General features: G+C 67.3%; 15 protein-coding genes and 1 tRNA gene. 9 read left to right on the forward strand and 7 right to left on the reverse strand.

Annotated elements, in window-relative coordinates; genetic code table 11:
• Positions 1–36 precede the first annotated feature (36 nt).
• From A5744_RS11835 to A5744_RS11855, 5 genes are all read left to right on the forward strand, one after another.
• The gene (locus A5744_RS11835; RefSeq protein ID WP_076061156.1) at positions 37–606 is read left to right on the forward strand and encodes a TetR/AcrR family transcriptional regulator; all 570 of its coding nucleotides are present in this window, start codon (positions 37–39) and stop codon (positions 604–606) included.
• Positions 603–2,132: a glycerol-3-phosphate dehydrogenase/oxidase gene (locus A5744_RS11840; RefSeq protein ID WP_076061158.1), complete on the forward strand. Its 1,530-nt coding sequence runs from the start codon at positions 603–605 to the stop codon at positions 2,130–2,132. The genes A5744_RS11835 and A5744_RS11840 overlap by 4 nt, the downstream gene beginning before the upstream one ends.
• A 42-nt stretch (positions 2,133–2,174) precedes the next feature.
• Positions 2,175–2,804 (forward strand): TetR/AcrR family transcriptional regulator, encoded by a 630-nt coding sequence (locus A5744_RS11845; protein WP_076061160.1) that lies wholly within the window; start codon positions 2,175–2,177, stop codon positions 2,802–2,804.
• 77 nt (positions 2,805–2,881) lie between these two features.
• Positions 2,882–4,492, forward strand: coding sequence for an FAD-dependent monooxygenase (locus tag A5744_RS11850; protein WP_076061161.1), 1,611 nt, complete (start codon positions 2,882–2,884; stop codon positions 4,490–4,492).
• Entirely contained in the window at positions 4,489–5,232 is a 744-nt protein-coding gene (locus A5744_RS11855; RefSeq protein WP_076061163.1) for an SGNH/GDSL hydrolase family protein, read from the forward strand. The genes A5744_RS11850 and A5744_RS11855 overlap by 4 nt, the downstream gene beginning before the upstream one ends.
• A 129-nt stretch (positions 5,233–5,361) precedes the next feature.
• On the opposite strand, the gene A5744_RS11860 is transcribed toward A5744_RS11855, so the two are convergent.
• The 7 genes from A5744_RS11860 to aceE all read right to left on the reverse strand — a co-directional run bounded on the left by A5744_RS11860 (position 5,362) and on the right by aceE (position 15,087).
• Positions 5,362–6,783 (reverse strand): acyl-CoA carboxylase subunit beta, encoded by a 1,422-nt coding sequence (locus A5744_RS11860; RefSeq protein ID WP_076061165.1) that lies wholly within the window; start codon positions 6,781–6,783, stop codon positions 5,362–5,364.
• Between the two features lie 48 nt (positions 6,784–6,831).
• The gene (kasB, locus tag A5744_RS11865; protein ID WP_076061167.1) at positions 6,832–8,085 is read right to left on the reverse strand and encodes a 3-oxoacyl-ACP synthase KasB; all 1,254 of its coding nucleotides are present in this window, start codon (positions 8,083–8,085) and stop codon (positions 6,832–6,834) included.
• Positions 8,086–8,112: 27 nt separating this feature from the next.
• A complete protein-coding gene (gene kasA, locus A5744_RS11870) occupies positions 8,113–9,363 on the reverse strand; it encodes a 3-oxoacyl-ACP synthase KasA (RefSeq protein WP_076061169.1) in 1,251 nt (416 codons plus the stop codon).
• Entirely contained in the window at positions 9,360–9,707 is a 348-nt protein-coding gene (gene acpM, locus A5744_RS11875) for a meromycolate extension acyl carrier protein AcpM (RefSeq protein WP_076061171.1), read from the reverse strand. Before acpM ends, kasA begins: the two co-directional genes overlap by 4 nt.
• 71 nt (positions 9,708–9,778) lie before the next feature.
• The gene (locus A5744_RS11880) at positions 9,779–10,687 is read right to left on the reverse strand and encodes an ACP S-malonyltransferase (RefSeq protein ID WP_076061173.1); all 909 of its coding nucleotides are present in this window, start codon (positions 10,685–10,687) and stop codon (positions 9,779–9,781) included.
• 140 nt (positions 10,688–10,827) lie between these two features.
• On the reverse strand, positions 10,828–12,153 hold the full coding sequence (locus tag A5744_RS11885) for a PucR family transcriptional regulator (protein ID WP_076061175.1): 1,326 nt from the start codon (positions 12,151–12,153) through the stop codon (positions 10,828–10,830).
• A 144-nt stretch (positions 12,154–12,297) separates the two neighbouring features.
• Complete coding sequence (gene aceE / locus A5744_RS11890; protein WP_076061177.1) at positions 12,298–15,087, reverse strand: pyruvate dehydrogenase (acetyl-transferring), homodimeric type; 2,790 nt, start codon at positions 15,085–15,087, stop codon at positions 12,298–12,300.
• A 127-nt stretch (positions 15,088–15,214) separates the two neighbouring features.
• Between aceE and A5744_RS11895 the strand changes: the two genes are divergently transcribed.
• The 4 genes from A5744_RS11895 to A5744_RS11910 all read left to right on the forward strand — a co-directional run bounded on the left by A5744_RS11895 (position 15,215) and on the right by A5744_RS11910 (position 16,908).
• Positions 15,215–15,796, forward strand: coding sequence for a hypothetical protein (locus tag A5744_RS11895; protein ID WP_076061179.1), 582 nt, complete (start codon positions 15,215–15,217; stop codon positions 15,794–15,796).
• Between the two features lie 92 nt (positions 15,797–15,888).
• Positions 15,889–16,311, forward strand: a complete 423-nt coding sequence (locus A5744_RS11900; protein ID WP_076061181.1) for a DUF3052 domain-containing protein — start codon at positions 15,889–15,891, stop codon at positions 16,309–16,311.
• Positions 16,311–16,772, forward strand: coding sequence for a peroxiredoxin (locus tag A5744_RS11905; protein WP_076061183.1), 462 nt, complete (start codon positions 16,311–16,313; stop codon positions 16,770–16,772). Before A5744_RS11900 ends, A5744_RS11905 begins: the two co-directional genes overlap by 1 nt.
• Before the next feature lie 61 nt (positions 16,773–16,833).
• Positions 16,834–16,908, forward strand: a tRNA-Val gene (locus tag A5744_RS11910).
• The last annotated feature ends 215 nt before the right edge of the window (positions 16,909–17,123 follow it).

Consider the following 17,123-nt stretch of genomic DNA (forward strand, 5'->3'; position numbering starts at 1 on the left):
GTTCCTCGAGGTGCGTCATGCGTTACAGTATTACACATGCTGTCAATCAGTAACGCATCAGTCGATACCCGAGAACGGATCCTCGCGGCCGCCGCCAGCTGTGTGGTCGATTTCGGGGTGGACCGGGTAACCCTGGCCGAGATCGCCCGGCGCGCCGGCGTGAGCCGGCCGACCGTCTACCGCCGTTGGCCGGATACCCGCTCGATCGTGGCGGCACTGCTGACTCAACGCATCGTTGGGGTAATGCGCAACGCGCCATTGCTCGGCGATGACCGGGAATCCCTTGTGCGACAGATCGTTACGGTGGCCAATCTGCTGCGTCGCGATGACTTGGTCATGTCAGTGATGCATTCTGAGCTGGCGCCGATCTACATCACCGAGCGGCTGGGGTCGAGTCAGCAGATGTTGATCGACGCCCTAGCCGATCGGTTGCGCGCTGCCCAGCGCCACGGCAGCGTCCGCGCCGGCGATCCGCTGCAGATGGCCACCATGGTGCTGCTGATCGCCCAGTCGACGATCCAGTCGGAACGGATCGTCAGGCCGATTCTTGATTCCGATGCGCTGGCCAACGAGCTCACCTACTCGCTGAATGGTTACCTGTCGTGACGACCTTGAACTCCTCGCGTCGTACGGCCGACCTGAACGCCCTCGCCGACGGCGAGCCGCTGGACGTGCTGGTGATCGGTGGCGGCATCACCGGCGTCGGGATTGCCCTGGACGCCGCATCACGGGGCCTGCGGGTGGCGCTGGTGGAAAAGCACGATCTGGCGTTCGGCACCAGCCGGTGGAGTTCGAAATTGGTCCACGGTGGCCTGCGGTACCTGGCGACGGGCAACGTTGGGATCGCCCGACGCAGCGCGATCGAGCGCGGAATCCTGATGACGCGCAACGCCCCTCACCTCGTGCGCGCGATGCCCCAGCTGGTCCCGTTGCTGCCGTCGATGAGTCGTGGCAAGCGCGCTTTGGTGCGCGCGGGATTCCTCGCCGGTGATGCGCTGCGAGTGCTAGCGGGGACGCCGTCGTCGGTGCTGCCCCGATCGGGCAGGGTTTCGGCCGGTCGTGTGGCGGAGATGGCGCCGATGGTTCGACGCGACGGCCTGGACGGTGGCCTGCTGGCCTACGACGGGCAGCTGATCGACGACGCCCGGCTGGTCACGGCTGTGGCGCGCACCGCCGCGCAGCACGGCGCCCGGATCCTCATCTATGTCGCGGCGTCTGAGGCCACCGGCGGCTCGGTGCGCCTGACCGACCAACGCACGGGCGAGTCGTTCGACGTGTCCGCCGGTGCCGTCGTCAACGCGGCGGGGGTGTGGGCGGGCGAGATCGACGGATCGCTGCGGTTGCGTCCCAGCCGCGGAACCCACCTAGTGTTCGACGCCGGCGCGTTCGGGAATCCTGTTGCCGCGCTGACGATTCCGATCCCCGGGGAGCTCAACCGCTTCGTGTTCGCCATGCCCGAGCAACTGGGCCGCGTCTACCTCGGCCTGACCGACGAGGACGCTCCCGGTCCGATTCCCGATGTGCCACAACCGTCGTCGGAGGAGATCACGTTCCTGTTAGACACGGTGAACACCGCGCTGGGGACCGCTCTGCAGGCCAGCGATGTCATTGGTGCCTACGCCGGTCTGCGCCCACTGATCGACACCGGCGAAGGCCGCACTGCCGATGTTTCGCGCGAGCACGCCGTCGTCGAATCGCCCTCCGGCGTCATCAGCGTGATTGGGGGAAAGCTGACCGAATACCGTTACATGGCAGAGGATGTCGTGGACCGCGCCGTCGAACTGCGGCACTTGCGTGCCGGCAATTGCCGGACGCGCAATCTACCGCTCGTCGGCGCCCCGGCCAACCCGGGTTCGACGGTGCCGCCGATGGCCGGCCTGCCCGAGTCGCTGATCCAGCGATACGGGGCGGAGGCGCCCAACGTCATCGCTCGGGCGACCTGCGAGAGGCCGACCGAGCCCGTCGCCGAGGGCATCGACGTGACCCGGGCGGAGTTCGAGTACGCCGTCACTCACGAGTGCGCACTGGACGTCGACGACATCCTGGACCGGCGAACGCGCATCGGCCTGGTTGCGCGCGATCGTGAGCGGGTGGCCGGCGTGGCCGAGGAATTCGTGGCGCGCCTCGGCTGAGGATACCATTAAACGGAACTAGTCCGTATCGTTAGGAACATCATGAAGCGCGAAAGCGGCCAGGCGAGCACGTCGAGCCGATCCCGAAGCCCTGGGCGCCTGGATCGGTCGTTGGATGCGGCCATCCTCGACGCGACCCTGGCGGGCGTCGCCGAAGTCGGCTATGACCGGTTGAGCATGGACGACGTGGCGTCGCGCGCCGGCGTCGGGAAGGCGGCGATCTATCGTCGCTGGCCGTCGAAGGAGGTGGTGGTCGCCGACGCGATCGCGCATTGGAGGCGGCGACTGGGACCCGTCGAACCGCCCAACACCGGCAGCCTTCGCGGTGACATCGACGCGTTGGTTGCGGCCACTCCCGACCTGAATGACGCTGACACACACATGATTCGGGTGGTTGTCGGGGTGGCGACGGCGGCCATGCACAACCCCGTCCTCGCGGCCGCCCTGGACGACCTGGTGCTGTCCACCCCGCGGCAGGTGGTCCGCGCGATACTCGACCATGCGGTGGCTCGCGGGGAAATCCCGGCCGACCGCGACCTCAGCCTGATCCCCGACGTCGCGCTGGGCCTCAACGTGCTGCGGGTGATCACCGGACGTCCAATCGACCGGGTCTATGTCCGGCGCATGCTCGAAGACGTGATCTTGCCGATGGCCGGGGGTCCGGCGCCGTAGTTGTTGCGCATCAGGCCGGGCCGTGCCACATTGGAACTACACGGAACTGCATAGTTCCGTGTAGAGGGGAGACGGTGATGAACACGAAGCATGTCCCGGTCCTGATGGTCGGCGCCGGAGCCGCCGGCCTGGCCACCTCTGCGTTGCTCGCCAAACACGGCGTTCACTCGCTGCTGGTCGAAAAGCGCGGCGAGGTGTTCATCTACCCGAAGGCGCGCAACCTGAGCTTCCGCAGCCTGGAGATCCTGCGCGGCCTGGGATTGGCCGACGAGGTCCACGCGATTGCCCACGGCGTTACCGACGTGCTGAGCAAGCCGACGCTCAACAGCGCCGAACAGCGTCAGACGCTCGACGTCAACGCGATCTTCGCGCCCTTCGAGGAGTTGAGCCCCGAGCCCGGCGGCCAGTACTGCCCGCAGAGCGCCTTCGAGCCGATGCTGCTGAGCCACATCCGCCGGCACGGCAGCGAGGCGCGCTACAACACGGAGTTGGGCTCGTTCGACCAGGACGCTAGCGGCGTCACCGCGGTCATCCGCGATCGTGAGTCGGGCGCGACCGAGGTGGTGCGCGCCGACTATCTCGTCGCCGCCGACGGCGTGCACAGCCCGATCCGCGACGCGCTGGGCGTGACGACCTCCGGCTACGGGGCACTGCCGATCTATGTCGTGTTCGTCTACTTCCGGGCGCCGTGGCGAAAATTCGTCGGCGACCTCGGCCCGGGCGACGGCATCCAAGTCAAGAATCCCGACGTGGAGGGCATCTTTCTGCCGGTGCGCGACGACTTCGGCATGTTCATCAGCACCTACTTTCCCGCCCGCGGGGAAACCGCCGAACAGTTCACCGCCCAGCGGTGCCGCGAGATGCTGACGAAAGCGATCGGCGAGCCGATGGACGTGGAAGTCATCGACGTCGCGCCGTGGCAGCCGTACGAGCGTGTCGCTGACCAATTCCGCTGCGGCCGAGTGTTTCTCGTCGGCGACTCGGCCCACACCATGCCGCCGTTCAAGGCCGGCGGGGCCAACACCGCCATCCAGAGCGCGCATAACCTGGCCTGGAAGCTGGCGGCCGTCGTGAACGGGACCGCCGGCCCGGAGCTGCTGACCACCTACCATGCCGAGCGGCACCCGGTCGGGCGCTTCAACGCGCGCCAGTCGCTCACCGGGCCGTCGCTGGCCTTCCTGCGGTTGGACGACGACCGGCCGCTATTGCCGCCGGACGAGGAGGCGTCGATGTTCGCCGTGCTTATCGGCTACCAATACCGTTCGGGCGCAGTGGTTTCCGATTCTCCCGCGCCGGTGGATCCCAACGCCGTGTCGCTGGTCGACGAATTGCGCGGGCAGCCCGGCACGCGCGTCCCGCACGCCTGGGTCGTCGACGACGGGAAGCGGGTCTCCACACTCGATCTGCTCGGTCCCGCCTTCACGCTGCTCACCGGGGACGACGACGCCGCATGGTCGGACGCCGCGGCCCGCGCGTCGAAGGCCGCTGGCGCCCCAATCACCGTGCGGCGCATCGGCGCCGCGGTCGATGTCGACGGCTCGTGGTCCGCCGTCGCAGGACTCGCGCCCGACGGGGCGTTGTTGGTGCGGCCCGACGACTTCGTCGCCTGGCGCGCCGACGAGCTCCCGCGCTCACCGGGCGACGAGCTCGGTCGGGTGCTGTGCCGCATCCTCGGCCGCGCGCCATGACCGACCCGCCGCGCTCCGAAACGGTGGCCTGCCTGGGGTCGAGCACCACCGCGTCGAGGGGGACCTACAAATGGATCGACGAGCTGGAAAAGCGGCCCCGTAACAACCGGTTTCGCTTCGTCAACTTCGGCGTCGGTGGGGATCTGTCGGGCAACGCCGTCGGGCGCCTCGACCGGGTGATCGCCTGCCGGCCGGGCCGGGTGATCGTGCTGATCGGCAGCAACGACATCATGGCGAGCGTCTTTCCCAACTTCCGGGGATTCGTTCGCACTCTTAAGGGGCTCCGCGACGAACCGACACCCGCGCGGTTCGCCGAGAACCTGGCCGTCATCGTGCGCCGGCTGCAACGGGAGACCAATGCCAGGGTCGCGCTGAGTTCTCTTGCCCCGGTGGGGGAGGCACCCGGTTCAGGCCATCCGGTGCAGGCGCGGCTCAACGAGCTGTTCGGCACCTACAACGGGATCATCCGCGAAGCCGCCGCGCGGGAGTCCACGGACTACATCCCGTTCTACGAAGCATTCCAGGAGCGCCTCGCCGGGGCGGCGACGACGAAACCGTTCACGCGGTTCTCCTTCGCGTCGCTCTACCGCGACTACCTGTGGCGGGAGATGGTGCTGCGCCAAAGCTTTGACGAGATCGCTCGGCGCAACGGCTGGCAATTCCACATCGACGGCATTCACCTCAACACGACCGGCGGGCGCATCCTCACGGAGGCCGTTCAGCGATTCTTGGATTCCTGAAATACGCCGCGAGCAGTCCACTGCAAGCGGGAGGTGCCCCAGCAGAATTCGCACTGCGCAGCGCGCGCGAGTGCGATTCTGCGTTCCCCCGCAAGCGGGAGGTGCCCCCAGCTCGCGCTAAAAAGTGAGCTACAGCGGGATGTTCTTGTGGCGGCCGCGGCGTGCCGGTGCCTGGGCCAGTGCCTCGGTGAGCTTGCTGCGGGTGTGCGACGGATCGATCTTCTCGTCGACCACGCCGATCTCGATGGCGCTGTCCACGCCGCCCGCGATCCGCTCGTGCTCGGCGGCCAGCTCGTCGTGCAGCGCTTCGCGCTCGTGGTCGGGCGCGGCGGCCAGCTTCTTCTTGTGCAGAATGCCGACGGCGGCCTTGGCGCCCATCACCGCGACCTCGGCGTCCGGCCAGGCGTACACCTTGGTGGCGTTCAGCGACCGGGAGTTCATCGCAATGTAGGCCCCGCCGTAGGTCTTTCGGGTGACCAGCGTGACCCGCGGAACGGTGCACTCACCGAACGCGTGCAGCAGCTTCGCGCCGCGACGCACCACGCCGCCCCACTCCTGGTCGACGCCGGGCAGATAACCGGGGACGTCGACGACCACGATCAGCGGAATGCCGAAGGCGTCGCACAGGCGCACGAATCGCGCCGCCTTCTCGGCGCTTTCGGAGTTCAGGCAGCCGCCCAGGCGCAGCGGGTTGTTGGCCAGCACGCCGACTGTGCGGCCGGACAACCGGCCCAACCCGATCACCATCGACGGCGCCCAGTTGGCCTGGAACTCGTCGAACGGTGTCTCGTCGTCGAGGATCGCGGTCACGATCGGGCGCACGTCGTAGGCACGCCGCGACGACTCGGGCAGCAACGCGTGAATGTCGGTGTCGCCGGCCTCGGCCTTGGTGCGGTCGAAATGCCCTTGCTGGCAGAACAATCCGACCAACCGGCGGCCGCGCTCGTAGGCGTCGAGCTCGTCGTCGGCGACGATGTGGCACACCCCGGACTTCTTGTGATGAGTCTCCGGGCCGCCGAGCGCGGCCATGTCGACGTCCTCGCCGGTGACACTGCGCACCACGTCGGGCCCCGTGACGAACACCCGGCTCTCCGGCGCCATCACCACGACGTCGGTCAGGGCCGGCCCGTAGGCGGCGCCGCCGGCGGCGAAGCCGACGACCACCGAGATCTGCGGGACATAGCCGGACGCCCGGATCATGGCCTCGAACACCAGGCCCACCGCGTGCAGCGCCTTGACGCCTTCGGCCAGCCGGGCGCCGCCGGAGTGCCAGATACCCACGATCGGGCTCTGCTCCTCGATGGCGGTGTCGTAGGCGTTGACGATGTGCGTGCAACCCTCGATGCCCATGGCGCCGCCCATCACCGTTCCGTCCGTGCAGAACGCGATGGTGCGCACACCGTTCACGGTGCCCGCGGCGGAAAGCACGCCCGAGCGGTCACGCTCGTGCAGCAGTTGGATGCTGCCGTCGTCGAAGAAATTGCTCAGACGCAACAACGGGTCTCGGGGGTCGAGCGATTCGCCGACCGCCTCGGGGGCCATGAGTGTCATTGCGGGTCTCCTGTTTCCGGTGTTGCTCGGGGTTGATGGCGCTGGGGTTTAGTACCGCCCAAAGGCGATCGCCACGTTGTGACCGCCGAATCCGAACGAGTTGTTGATCGCGTACCGGTAATCACCGTGCCGCGGCTTACCCGCCACCACGTCCAAATCGATCTCTGGATCGAGGTTCTCGAGATTCAGTGTCGGTGGGACCAGCTGATCCCGCAACGCGAGCACGGTCAGGATCGACTCCACCGCGCCGACCGCACCGACCGAGTGGCCGAGGGCGGACTTGGGGGCGTATACCGCCGGCTTGTTGCTGCCCAGGGCGTTGTTGATGGCCTTGCTTTCGGCCAGGTCGCCGACCTGGGTGCCGGTGGCGTGCGCGTTGACGTGGTCGATGTCGCCGGGAGTGAGGCCCGCGAGCTGGATCGCCCGCGTCATCGCATGGCCGGCGCGTTCCCCGTTGGGGTCCGGCGCGACCATGTGGAAGCCGTCCGAGGTGACGCTGGCACCCATGATCCGGGCCAGGATGTTGGCGCCGCGGGCTTTCGCGTGCTCCTCGGTCTCGATCACCATCAGAGCGCCGGCCTCGCCGAACACGAAACCATCGCGGTCCCGGTCGAACGGGCGACACGCACCGGCGGGGTCGTCGTTCTTGGTCGACATCACGATGCGCATCGCCGCGAACGCCGCGATCGGCACCGCCTCGATCCGCGTCTCCACGCCGCCGCAGATCGCGATGTCCGCCTCACCCAGCACGATCTGCTGCCACGCCCGGGCGATGCCCTCGCAACCGGACGCACACGCCGAAACCGGTGTCATCACACCGGCTTTGGCGTGCCGTTCCAGCCCGACCGCCGCGGCCGCTCCGTTGGGCATGTACTTCTGCACGCCTAGCGGAGAGACCGCCTTCATGCCGCGGGCCCGCATGTCGTCGTAGCTGAAGACCATTTCCTCAGACGAACCCAGACCCGTGCCGATGGAAACGGCCAACCGGTTGGTGTCGACTTCGGGTGAACCGGCGTTCTCCCACACCCGGCGGCCCAAGACGGTGGACATCCTTTGCAGATAGCCCGTTCGGCGCAGCTCGATGCGAGTCAGCTGGCTGTCGAACTCCTCCACGAGATGCCCGCCGATACGGACCGGCAGGTCGAACTCCTCGACGAAGGGGTCCTCGAGGAGACGGATCCCACTCTGGCTGTCCAGGAGCAACTTCCAGGTGGTTTCCGCGTCGGGTGCCAAGGCAGTCGTCATGGCAATGCCGGTGACGACCACATTGGGGAAAGCTTTCCCCGTAACCAGCTCTGTCATGGGTGTGGCGAACGTTCCTTCCGTGCTTTAGTAACGCCCGAACGCGAGCGCGACGTTGTGCCCTCCGAACCCGAACGAGTTGTTGATCGCGTACTGGTACTCGCCGTAGCGCGGTTCGCCCGCGACGATGTCCAGATCGATTTCGGGGTCAGGGGTTTCGTAGTTGAGGGTGGGTGGGATGACCCCGTCCCTCAGGGTCAGCACCGTAAGCACCGACTCGAGCGCCCCGACTGCGCCGATTGAGTGCCCCAGCGCCGATTTCGGCGCATACACCGCGGCCTTTTCGCAACCGGCGACCCGAAGCGCGTTGGCCTCGGCCGTGTCGCCGATCGGCGTTGCGGTCCCGTGTGCGTTGACGTGGTCGACGTCCTTGGGGGACAAGCCGGCCAGCTCCATCGCCCGCGTCATCGCCCGGCCGGCACGCACGCCGTCCGCCGCGGGCGCCACCATGTGGAAGGCGTCCGAGGTGATACCGGCACCGAGCAACCGGGCCAACGGCTTGGCGCCGCGGGCCTTGGCGTGCTCCTCGGTCTCGATCATCATCAGCGCCCCGGCCTCGCCGAACACGAAGCCGTCGCGGTCCTTGTCGAACGGCCGCGACGCACGCTCGGGCTCGTCGTTGCGAGTCGACATGGCCCGCATCATGGAGAACGCCGCGATGGGCAGCGCCTCGATGGGACCTTCGACTCCGCCGCACACGGCGATATCCGCGTCACCCATGACGATCTGACGCCACGCGTGGGCGATTGCCTCCGAGCCCGACGAGCAGGCCGACACCGGCGTTATCACCCCGGCGCGCGCCCCCAGCTGCAGGCCCACCACCGCCGCGGCGCCGTTGGGCATGATCATCTGAACGGCGAGCGGGGAGACCTTGCGGGGCCCGCCCTCGTTCATCAGGTCATAGCTCTCGACGATCCGCTCGGCGCCGCCCAGACCGGTGCCGACAACGACCGAGAACCGGTCGGGATCGACCTCCGGGGTGCCCGCGGTCTCCCACAACTGACCGCTCAGCAGTTTCGCCAGGCGCTGGACGTAGGACATGCGCCGCAGGTCCAGCCGGCCCATGTGGTTGTCGACAGGCTCCTTGAGGTGCCCGCCGATCTTGACGGGCAGGTCCCACTTGGTGACGAACTCGTCTTCGAGTACGTGGATGCCGCTTTCGCCGGCCAACAAACCCTTCCACGTGCTCTCGATGTCCGGCGCGATTGCTGTCGTCGCCGTGACGGCGGTTACCACAACGCTGGGGTAACCGCCATTAGCAGTGGAAGGCTTGGTCACTTGGTGTCCGCTTCCATCCTCGCCTTGACGTTGGCCACGGCGTCGGGGTTTTCGGACTCGATCTTGGCGCGCAGCGCAGCGGCGGCCTCGGGGTCCTCTTCCTCGAGCTTCTGGATGTACGCAACGACGTCACCGACGGTGCGCAGACCGGCGAGGTCTTCGTCGGGGATCTTCACGCCGTACTTGTCCTCGGTCTGGACGGCGATCTCGACCATCGACAGCGAGTCGATGTCCAGGTCGTCGACGAACGACTTCTCCGGGGTGACCTCGGAGGGCTCGATACCGGTGACCTCTTCGATGATCTCCGCAATACCGGCGATAATTTCTTCCTGAGTGACGGCCACAGCCTTGCTTCCCTTCGTAATGTGTTGTGTGTAAATCGAACTGACGTGCTTTTTGGTTGTACTGGACTGCGTTAGAGGTTGGTCAACTCGTCCAGGTCTGCGGGCGACTTGACGGCGCGTGCCGGAACCCCCCGAAGTTCGCGTTTGGCGATGCCGGTGAGGGTGCCCGCGGGCGGGAACTCCACAATCGCCGTGACAGTGTTCTCACGCAGATACTCGGTGCACAGGTCCCAGCGCACCGGTTGGGTCAGCTGGGCGACCAGCGCGTCCATCGCAGCGGCCGCCGAGGTGACCGGCTTCCCGTCGCGGTTGGACAACAGCGTGGCGGTGGGCTCGGCGGTCGCGATGGCGGCCGCCGCGGCGGCGTACGCGTCAAGAGCCGAAGCCATGTACTTGGTGTGGAACGCTCCGGCCACGCCGAGGGCGCGCACCCGGGCCTTGGCCGGCGGGTCTTCGGCGAGCTTCTCCAGCGCGGCCAGCGGGCCGGCGGCCACGATCTGGCCGGCGGCGTTGCGGTTCGCGGGGGTCAGGTCGAGCTGCTCGAGGCGGGCCAGTACCTCCGCCTCGTCGCCGCCGAGGACGGCGGACATGCCGGTCGGCTCGAGGGCGCAGGCCTTGGCCATCTCGGCGCCCCGGGTGGCGGCCAGCGCGACGGCGTCGTCGGCCCCCATCACACCGGCGATCGCGTAGGCCGCGATTTCGCCGACGGAGTGACCGGCCGCGATGAATTCCTTGCCGGCGAGCAGACCGCGCTTTGTCAGTTCCTGATGAGCCAGCAGCGTGGCCGCGACGACCAATGGCTGGGTGACCGCGGTATCGGTGATCTCCTCGGTCGAGGCGGTGGTGCCCAGCCGCACGAGATCAAGGCCGCTGGCCTTCGACCACAGGGCCAGCTGGTCCGCCGCGCCGGACAACTCCAGCCACGGCGACAGCATCCCCTCGGTCTGCGAACCCTGTCCGGGCGCGAGAAACGCAATCACGTGTCTAAGAGAACACTGTGGAAACGGTTTTGGCGGGTGTAACAGATTATGAACCTCGTCTTAGGTTTTTGTATACACCTTACAAAACAGCTCCGTAAGCAACATGTTTGATATCGTGCCGCGATCTGTTGCCTGGATCACTATCTCGCGGACGGCGCCACCGCACCCCCTCTGACCGGGAGGGGAACCTGCGTCAGGGCGTTGCTGCCGACACTAGACGGGCTCGTGGGGTAGTTGAGCTGACCAACGGTCGCCGCCACACGCAGCACATACGCATCACGGGGTTGGGTGGGATCGCGGCCCGTGAAGTCCGTGATGCGCTTCAGGCGGTACCGCACGGTGTTTGGATGAACGAACAACTTGCGGGCGCAAGCCTCAATCGCGCCGCCCGAATCTAAGAAAGCTTCAAGGGTCTCCACGAGGGTGGGCCCGGCCTCGGCCAGCGGCCCCATCACGTCGGTGTGCAACGCGACGATCGCCGATGCGTCTCCCATCAGGGCGCGTTCGGGCAGCAGCTCTCGGGCCAGCACGGGGCGGGGCGCCCCGCTCCAGCCCGCGACGGCGTTCATCCCTGATATCGCCTCGCTGGCGCTGTGATAAGCCGCGGTGAGCATCGGCGCGGTGGGTCCGATGACCACCGGGTCGTCGGAGAACGCGACCAACAGGTCACCCAGGAACTTCTCCGTCGGCGACAACGGGCCCGACACGATCGCCACCAGCCAGGTGCCGTGCACGTCGGTGAGCGCCGCGCGGCCATGGACGGCGGCGACGTCACGAACGTGTTGGCTGGCCCGCTCGCTGTCACCCGGTCCGTTCGCATCCTCGCGGCCCGGCGCCGGGGTCCCGACGACCACCGTCGCCGGCGCGGTGGTGTCCCAGTTCAACGCGGCCGCACGAGATAGCAGCTCCGGGCCGGTGTCGCCACGCACCACCGCGTCGACGACGCTCGCCTCCATGCGGCTGTCCCAGTTGCCCCGCGCCTCGGCCGCGTCCGCGTACTCGCCGGCGAAGGTGAAGGCCAGGTCGCGGCTGTACTTCAAGATCCCCACCGTCAGCGCGGTCAGCTGCTCGTCGGAACGGGCCAGCAGCGGCACGACTTCCTCGAAGAACTCCATCGTGACCCGAACCATGTCCACGCTGTGGCGCAGCGCGATCCGTCGGGTCAGGTCCTTGGGCACCAGTTCGAAGGCCTTGGCCGTGTAGCTGACGTTGCTGTGCGGGTCGTGCATCCATTCGACGAAGTTCACGACGGCCGTCTGCACCACCAGCGCGACACTGGCCCGCTGGGAGGCTTCCAGGTCGGCGAAGAACGGCAACCGATCCTGCATGGCGTTCACCGCTTCGGTGGACAGCCGGCCCGAATACTGCTTCAGCCGACGCAGCAGGGAATCGGGGACGGTGTCCAGCAATTCCAGCGGCGACCTTGGATGCTTGGCAAAAGGACCGGCGAACGGGTTGTCATTCACCCCTAAAACCTACGTCACATTTATGGAACTTTCCGCCAAAGCCACGCGCTGCCGCCGCGCCTCCCGCGCCGAACGTGCGGCCAGCCGCACGCTGGACCCCGAACGTGCGGCTAGCCGCACGCTCGCGGGGGAAGTGCCACGGCCTTAGGCGACGCCGGGATCGGATGTCTGCTCCGGGGCGGCCTGCACGTCGTCGATCCGGTACTGACGGGCGGCAGCGACCGGTACCGACGGGTCGATCTCGCCGTCTCGCGCCAGGGCCTCCAGCACCGCGACCACCTGGGATTCGGCGTCGGTGTTGAAGAAGCGCCGCGCGGCGGGCCGAGTATCGGAGAAGCCGAACCCGTCGGTGCCCAGCGTGACGTAGGTGCCGGGGACCCACGGCCGGATCTGCTCGGGGACCGCGCGCATCCAGTCCGATACGGCGATCACCGGTCCGACGGCCCCGTTGAGGGCCTTGGTCAGATAGGGGACACCGGCGGGCTGGTCGGGGTGGCGCAGCCGCGCCGTCTCCACGGCCACGCCGTCGCGGTTCAATTCGCCCCAGCTGGTCACCGACCACACGTCGGCGGCGACGTCCCACTCGGCCGCCAGCATCTCGGCGGCTTGCAACGCCGACGGCATCGCCACCCCGGACGCGAGGATCTGCGCCTTGTTGGTGCGTTGCTCGGTGGCCGCGTGGTAGCGGTAGATGCCGCGCAGCACGCCTTCGGGGTCGAAGTTCTCCGGCTCCGGCGGCTGCACGTAGGGCTCGTTGTAGACGGTGATGTAGAAGAACACGTTCTCCGGGTTCTGGCCGAACATCCGGGCCAGTCCGCTTTCCACGATGTAGGCGATTTCGTAGGCGAACGCCGGGTCGTAGGCGACGACGGCCGGATTGGTGGCCGCCAGCAGCAGGGAGTGGCCGTCGGCGTGCTGCAGGCCCTCGCCGGTCAGCGTGGTCCGCCCGGCGGTGGCCCCGAGCAGAAAGCCGCGCGCCATCTGGTCGGCCGCGGCCCACAGGCCGTCGCCGGTGCGCTGGAACCCGAACATCGAATAGAAGATGTAGATCGGGATCATCGGCTCGTTGTGCGTCGCATACGAGGTGCCGGCCGCGGTGAACGATGCCGCCGACCCGGCCTCGTTGATGCCCTCGTGCAGTATCTGGCCGACTTCACTTTCCTTGTACGCCAACATCAATTCGGCGTCGACGGCGGTGTAGAGCTGGCCGTTGCGGTTGTAGATCTTCAGGCTCGGGAACCACGAGTCCATGCCGAACGTGCGCGCCTCGTCGGGAATGATCGGCACGATGCGCGGCCCGATCTCCTTGTCGCGCAACACTTCCTTGAACGTGCGCACCGTCGCCATGGTGGTGGCCACCTCTTGGGTGCCGGACCCCTTCTTCAGCGCCTTGTAGGTGTCGCGGCCCGGCAGGTTCAGCGCCTTGGCCTTGGTGCGCCGCTCGGGCAGGAAGCCGCCCAGCGCGCGGCGCCGGTCGAGCAGGTAGCGGATCTCCGGGGCCTCGGGACCCGGGTGGAAGTACGGCGGTAGGTACGGGTCGTCTTCCAGCTGCGCGTCACTGATCGGGATCCGGATGGCGTCGCGGAAGTCCTTGAGGTCTTGCAGCGCAAGCTTTTTCATCTGATGCGTGGCGTTGCGGCCCTGGAAGTGGGCGCCCAGCGAGTAGCCCTTGATCGTCTTGGCCAGGATCACCGTCGGCTGGCCCTTGTGGTCGACGGCGGCCCGGTAGGCGGCGTAGACCTTGCGGTAGTCGTGGCCGCCGCGCTTGAGGTTCCAGATCTCGGAATCGGTCATGTGCTCGACGAGCGCCTTGGTGCGCGGATCGCGACCGAAGAAGTGGTTGCGCACGTAGGCGCCGTCGTTGGCCTTGTAGGTCTGGTAGTCGCCGTCGGGCGTGGTGTTCATAAGGTTGACCAGCGCGCCGTCCTTGTCGGCGTGTAGCAGCGCATCCCACTCGCGGCCCCACACCACCTTGATGACGTTCCAGCCCGCGCCCCGGAAGAACGACTCCAGTTCCTGGATGATCTTGCCGTTGCCGCGCACCGGGCCGTCGAGGCGCTGCAGGTTGCAGTTGATGACGAAGGTCAGGTTGTCCAGTGCCTCCAGCGCCGCGACGTGGGCCAGGCCGCGGCTCTCCGGCTCGTCCATCTCGCCGTCGCCGAGGAATGCCCACACGTGTTGGTTGGAGGTGTCCTTGATGCCGCGGTCGTGCAGGTAGTGGTTGAACCGGGCCTGATAGATCGCGTTCATCGGGCCCAGCCCCATCGACACCGTCGGGAACTCCCAGAAGTCGGGCATCAGCCGCGGGTGCGGGTAGGACGGCAGGCCGCCGCCGGGATGGCTGTGCTCTTGGCGGAACCCGTCCAGCTGGTCGGCGGTCAGCCGGCCCTCCAGGAAGGCGCGGGCGTAGATGCCCGGCGACGCGTGGCCCTGGATGAAGATCTGGTCCCCGCCGCCGGGATGGGCCTTGCCGCGGAAGAAGTGGTTGAAGCCGACCTCGTAGAGCGCCGCCGAGGAGGCGTAGGTCGAGATGTGGCCGCCCACGCCGACGCCCGGTCGCTGCGCGCGATGCACCATGATCGCCGCATTCCACCTGATCCAGGCCCGATAGCGGCGCTCGACGTCCTCGTCGCCCGGGAACCACGGCTCCAGTTCGGTGGGGATTGTGTTGACGTAGTCGGTGGAGGTCAGCGCCGGGATCGCGACCCGCTGCTCACCGGCGCGTTCCAGCAGGCGCAGCATCAGATACCGGGCGCGGGCGGGCCCGGAGCGTTCGAGCATTTCGTCGAACGATTCGAGCCACTCGCTGGTCTCCTCGGCGTCGATGTCGGGCAGATAGGACGCGACGCCTTCGCGGATCACCCGCACCCGATCGGATTCGTTTGGGCTGCTTGAGTTTTGGGCCAGATCGTGGCGCGCGAACTCGGTGGTCAACTTCCGCTCCTCGGTTGGCGGGTCGTCTGCCCGCGGTTTCGCCTTCTATCGTGCCGCACCGGCGTCCCGGGCGGGTAGCCGCGGTGTGCCGCAGGCGGCGGGGACGGCCACCCGGTAACGTCTAGCTGTGCTCATCGGATGGCGTGCCGTCCTTGCGGGGGAAGCCGTAAAGCGAGGCGCTCTGGCGCTCGGGTGTGTCGCGGTGGTCGTGATGGGCATCGTGGGCTGTACCACCGTCACCAACGGCACGGCGACGCCCGATACGAAGGTGGCCCCGGCCTACCGCCAGTCGGTGTCCGCGTCGGTGTCCGCGTCGGCCGCGACGTCCAGCATCCGGGAAACCCAGCGGCAGCAATCCCTGACGACGCGGGCGGTTCGCACCTCGTGCGACTCGCTGGCCACCACTAGCAGCACCGCGATCGACAAGGTGAATGCCTTTGTCGGGGCGTTCAATGCGGGCCGCAACACCGGGCCGACCGAAGGCCCGGCCATCGACGCGCTCAACGACAGCGCCTCGACGGTGGCCAACAGCTTCAGCGACGCGCTGTCGGCGCAGATGAAGGACGCGTTCAACGCGTACATCGACGCCGCCCGCGGGGTCGCGAACGCCATCGGTACGCATGCGCCGACGGGCGAGTTCAACAGGCGGGTCAATCAGCTCAACGACACGAAGACGAAGGCCCTCAAACTCTGCCTGGCGTCGTTCTGACACGCGTTACCAGGCACGGGTGTGGACCGCGTCGCGGCTGTGCGACGATAATCCCCATCGCACGGCGCACATGGCAAAAAGGAGGCTCCACGGTGGTCGCGGCGGATGACGCCCCGAGCTACGCTCGCAAGCTGGGCATCCAACGGGACCAAGTCGTCCAGGAGTGGGGCTGGGACGAAGACACCGACGACGACATTCGCGCCGCGGTCGAGGAAGCCTGTGGCAGTGACCTGCTCGACGAAGACACCGACGAGGTGGTCGACGTCGTCCTGCTGTGGTGGCGGGATGGGGACGGCGATCTGGTGGACACCCTGATGGACGCGATCAGCCCGCTGGCCGAGGACGGCGTGATCTGGGTGCTGACACCCAAGACGGGCAAGCCCGGTCACGTCCTTCCGGCCGAGATCGCCGAGGCGGCGCCCACCGCGGGGTTGATGCCGACCTCGTCGGTCAACCTCGGTGACTGGAGCGCCAGCCGGTTGGTTCAGCCGAAGTCGCGGGCCGGGAAGCGTTGATGCTGCCGGTCGGAACGCCCGCCCCGGACTTCACCTTGCGCGACCAGAATCAGCAGCGCGTCACACTGAGCTCCTACCGTGGCGCCAAGAACGTTCTGTTGGTGTTCTTCCCGCTCGCATTCACCGGGATCTGCCAGGGTGAACTCGACTTGCTGCGTGATCACTTGCCCGTTTTCGAAAACGACGACAGCGCGGTGCTGGCGATCTCGGTGGGCCCGCCGCCGACGCACAAGATTTGGTCCCTGGAGAGCGGTTTCACGTTTCCGGTCTTGTCGGATTTCTGGCCGCACGGCGAGGTCAGCCAGGCCTACGGCGTGTTCAACGAAGCCGCCGGATACTCCAATCGCGGTACCTTCGTCGTCGATCGATCGGGAATCATCCAGTTCGCCGAGATGAAGGAGCCGGGCGAGGCCCGCGACCAGAAGCTGTGGACCGACGCGCTGGCTGCCTTAAAGAGCTGAGAAGGCCTGACGGTTTTGGCTGGTTAGGCTGTTGCCGTGTAGCCTGCGGCGGACGATTCAAGGGCGCGTAGCTCAGTGGTAGAGCTCTGGTTTTACACACCAGCGGTCGGCGGTTCGATACCGTCCGCGCCCACCAAAGTTATTGCAGGTCAGCGCGACTGACCGCGCCGACCGCTACCCGCAGTACCCAGGGGGCGGTGGCGGGTGGGGTATGTCGTCGCTACAGAGACCTGATTCTGAGTGCGGATTTTGCGGTGCTGGTTTTGTTGGGTATGGGCGGGTGGACGTCGGTGGTCCGACCGCGCTGATCAAAGATTTCGATGACCGCGTCTCGGCGACCGAGCCCCTTCC

This window comes from Mycobacterium sp. IS-1264, from assembly GCF_001954195.1.
Lineage (GTDB): Bacteria > Actinomycetota > Actinomycetes > Mycobacteriales > Mycobacteriaceae > Mycobacterium.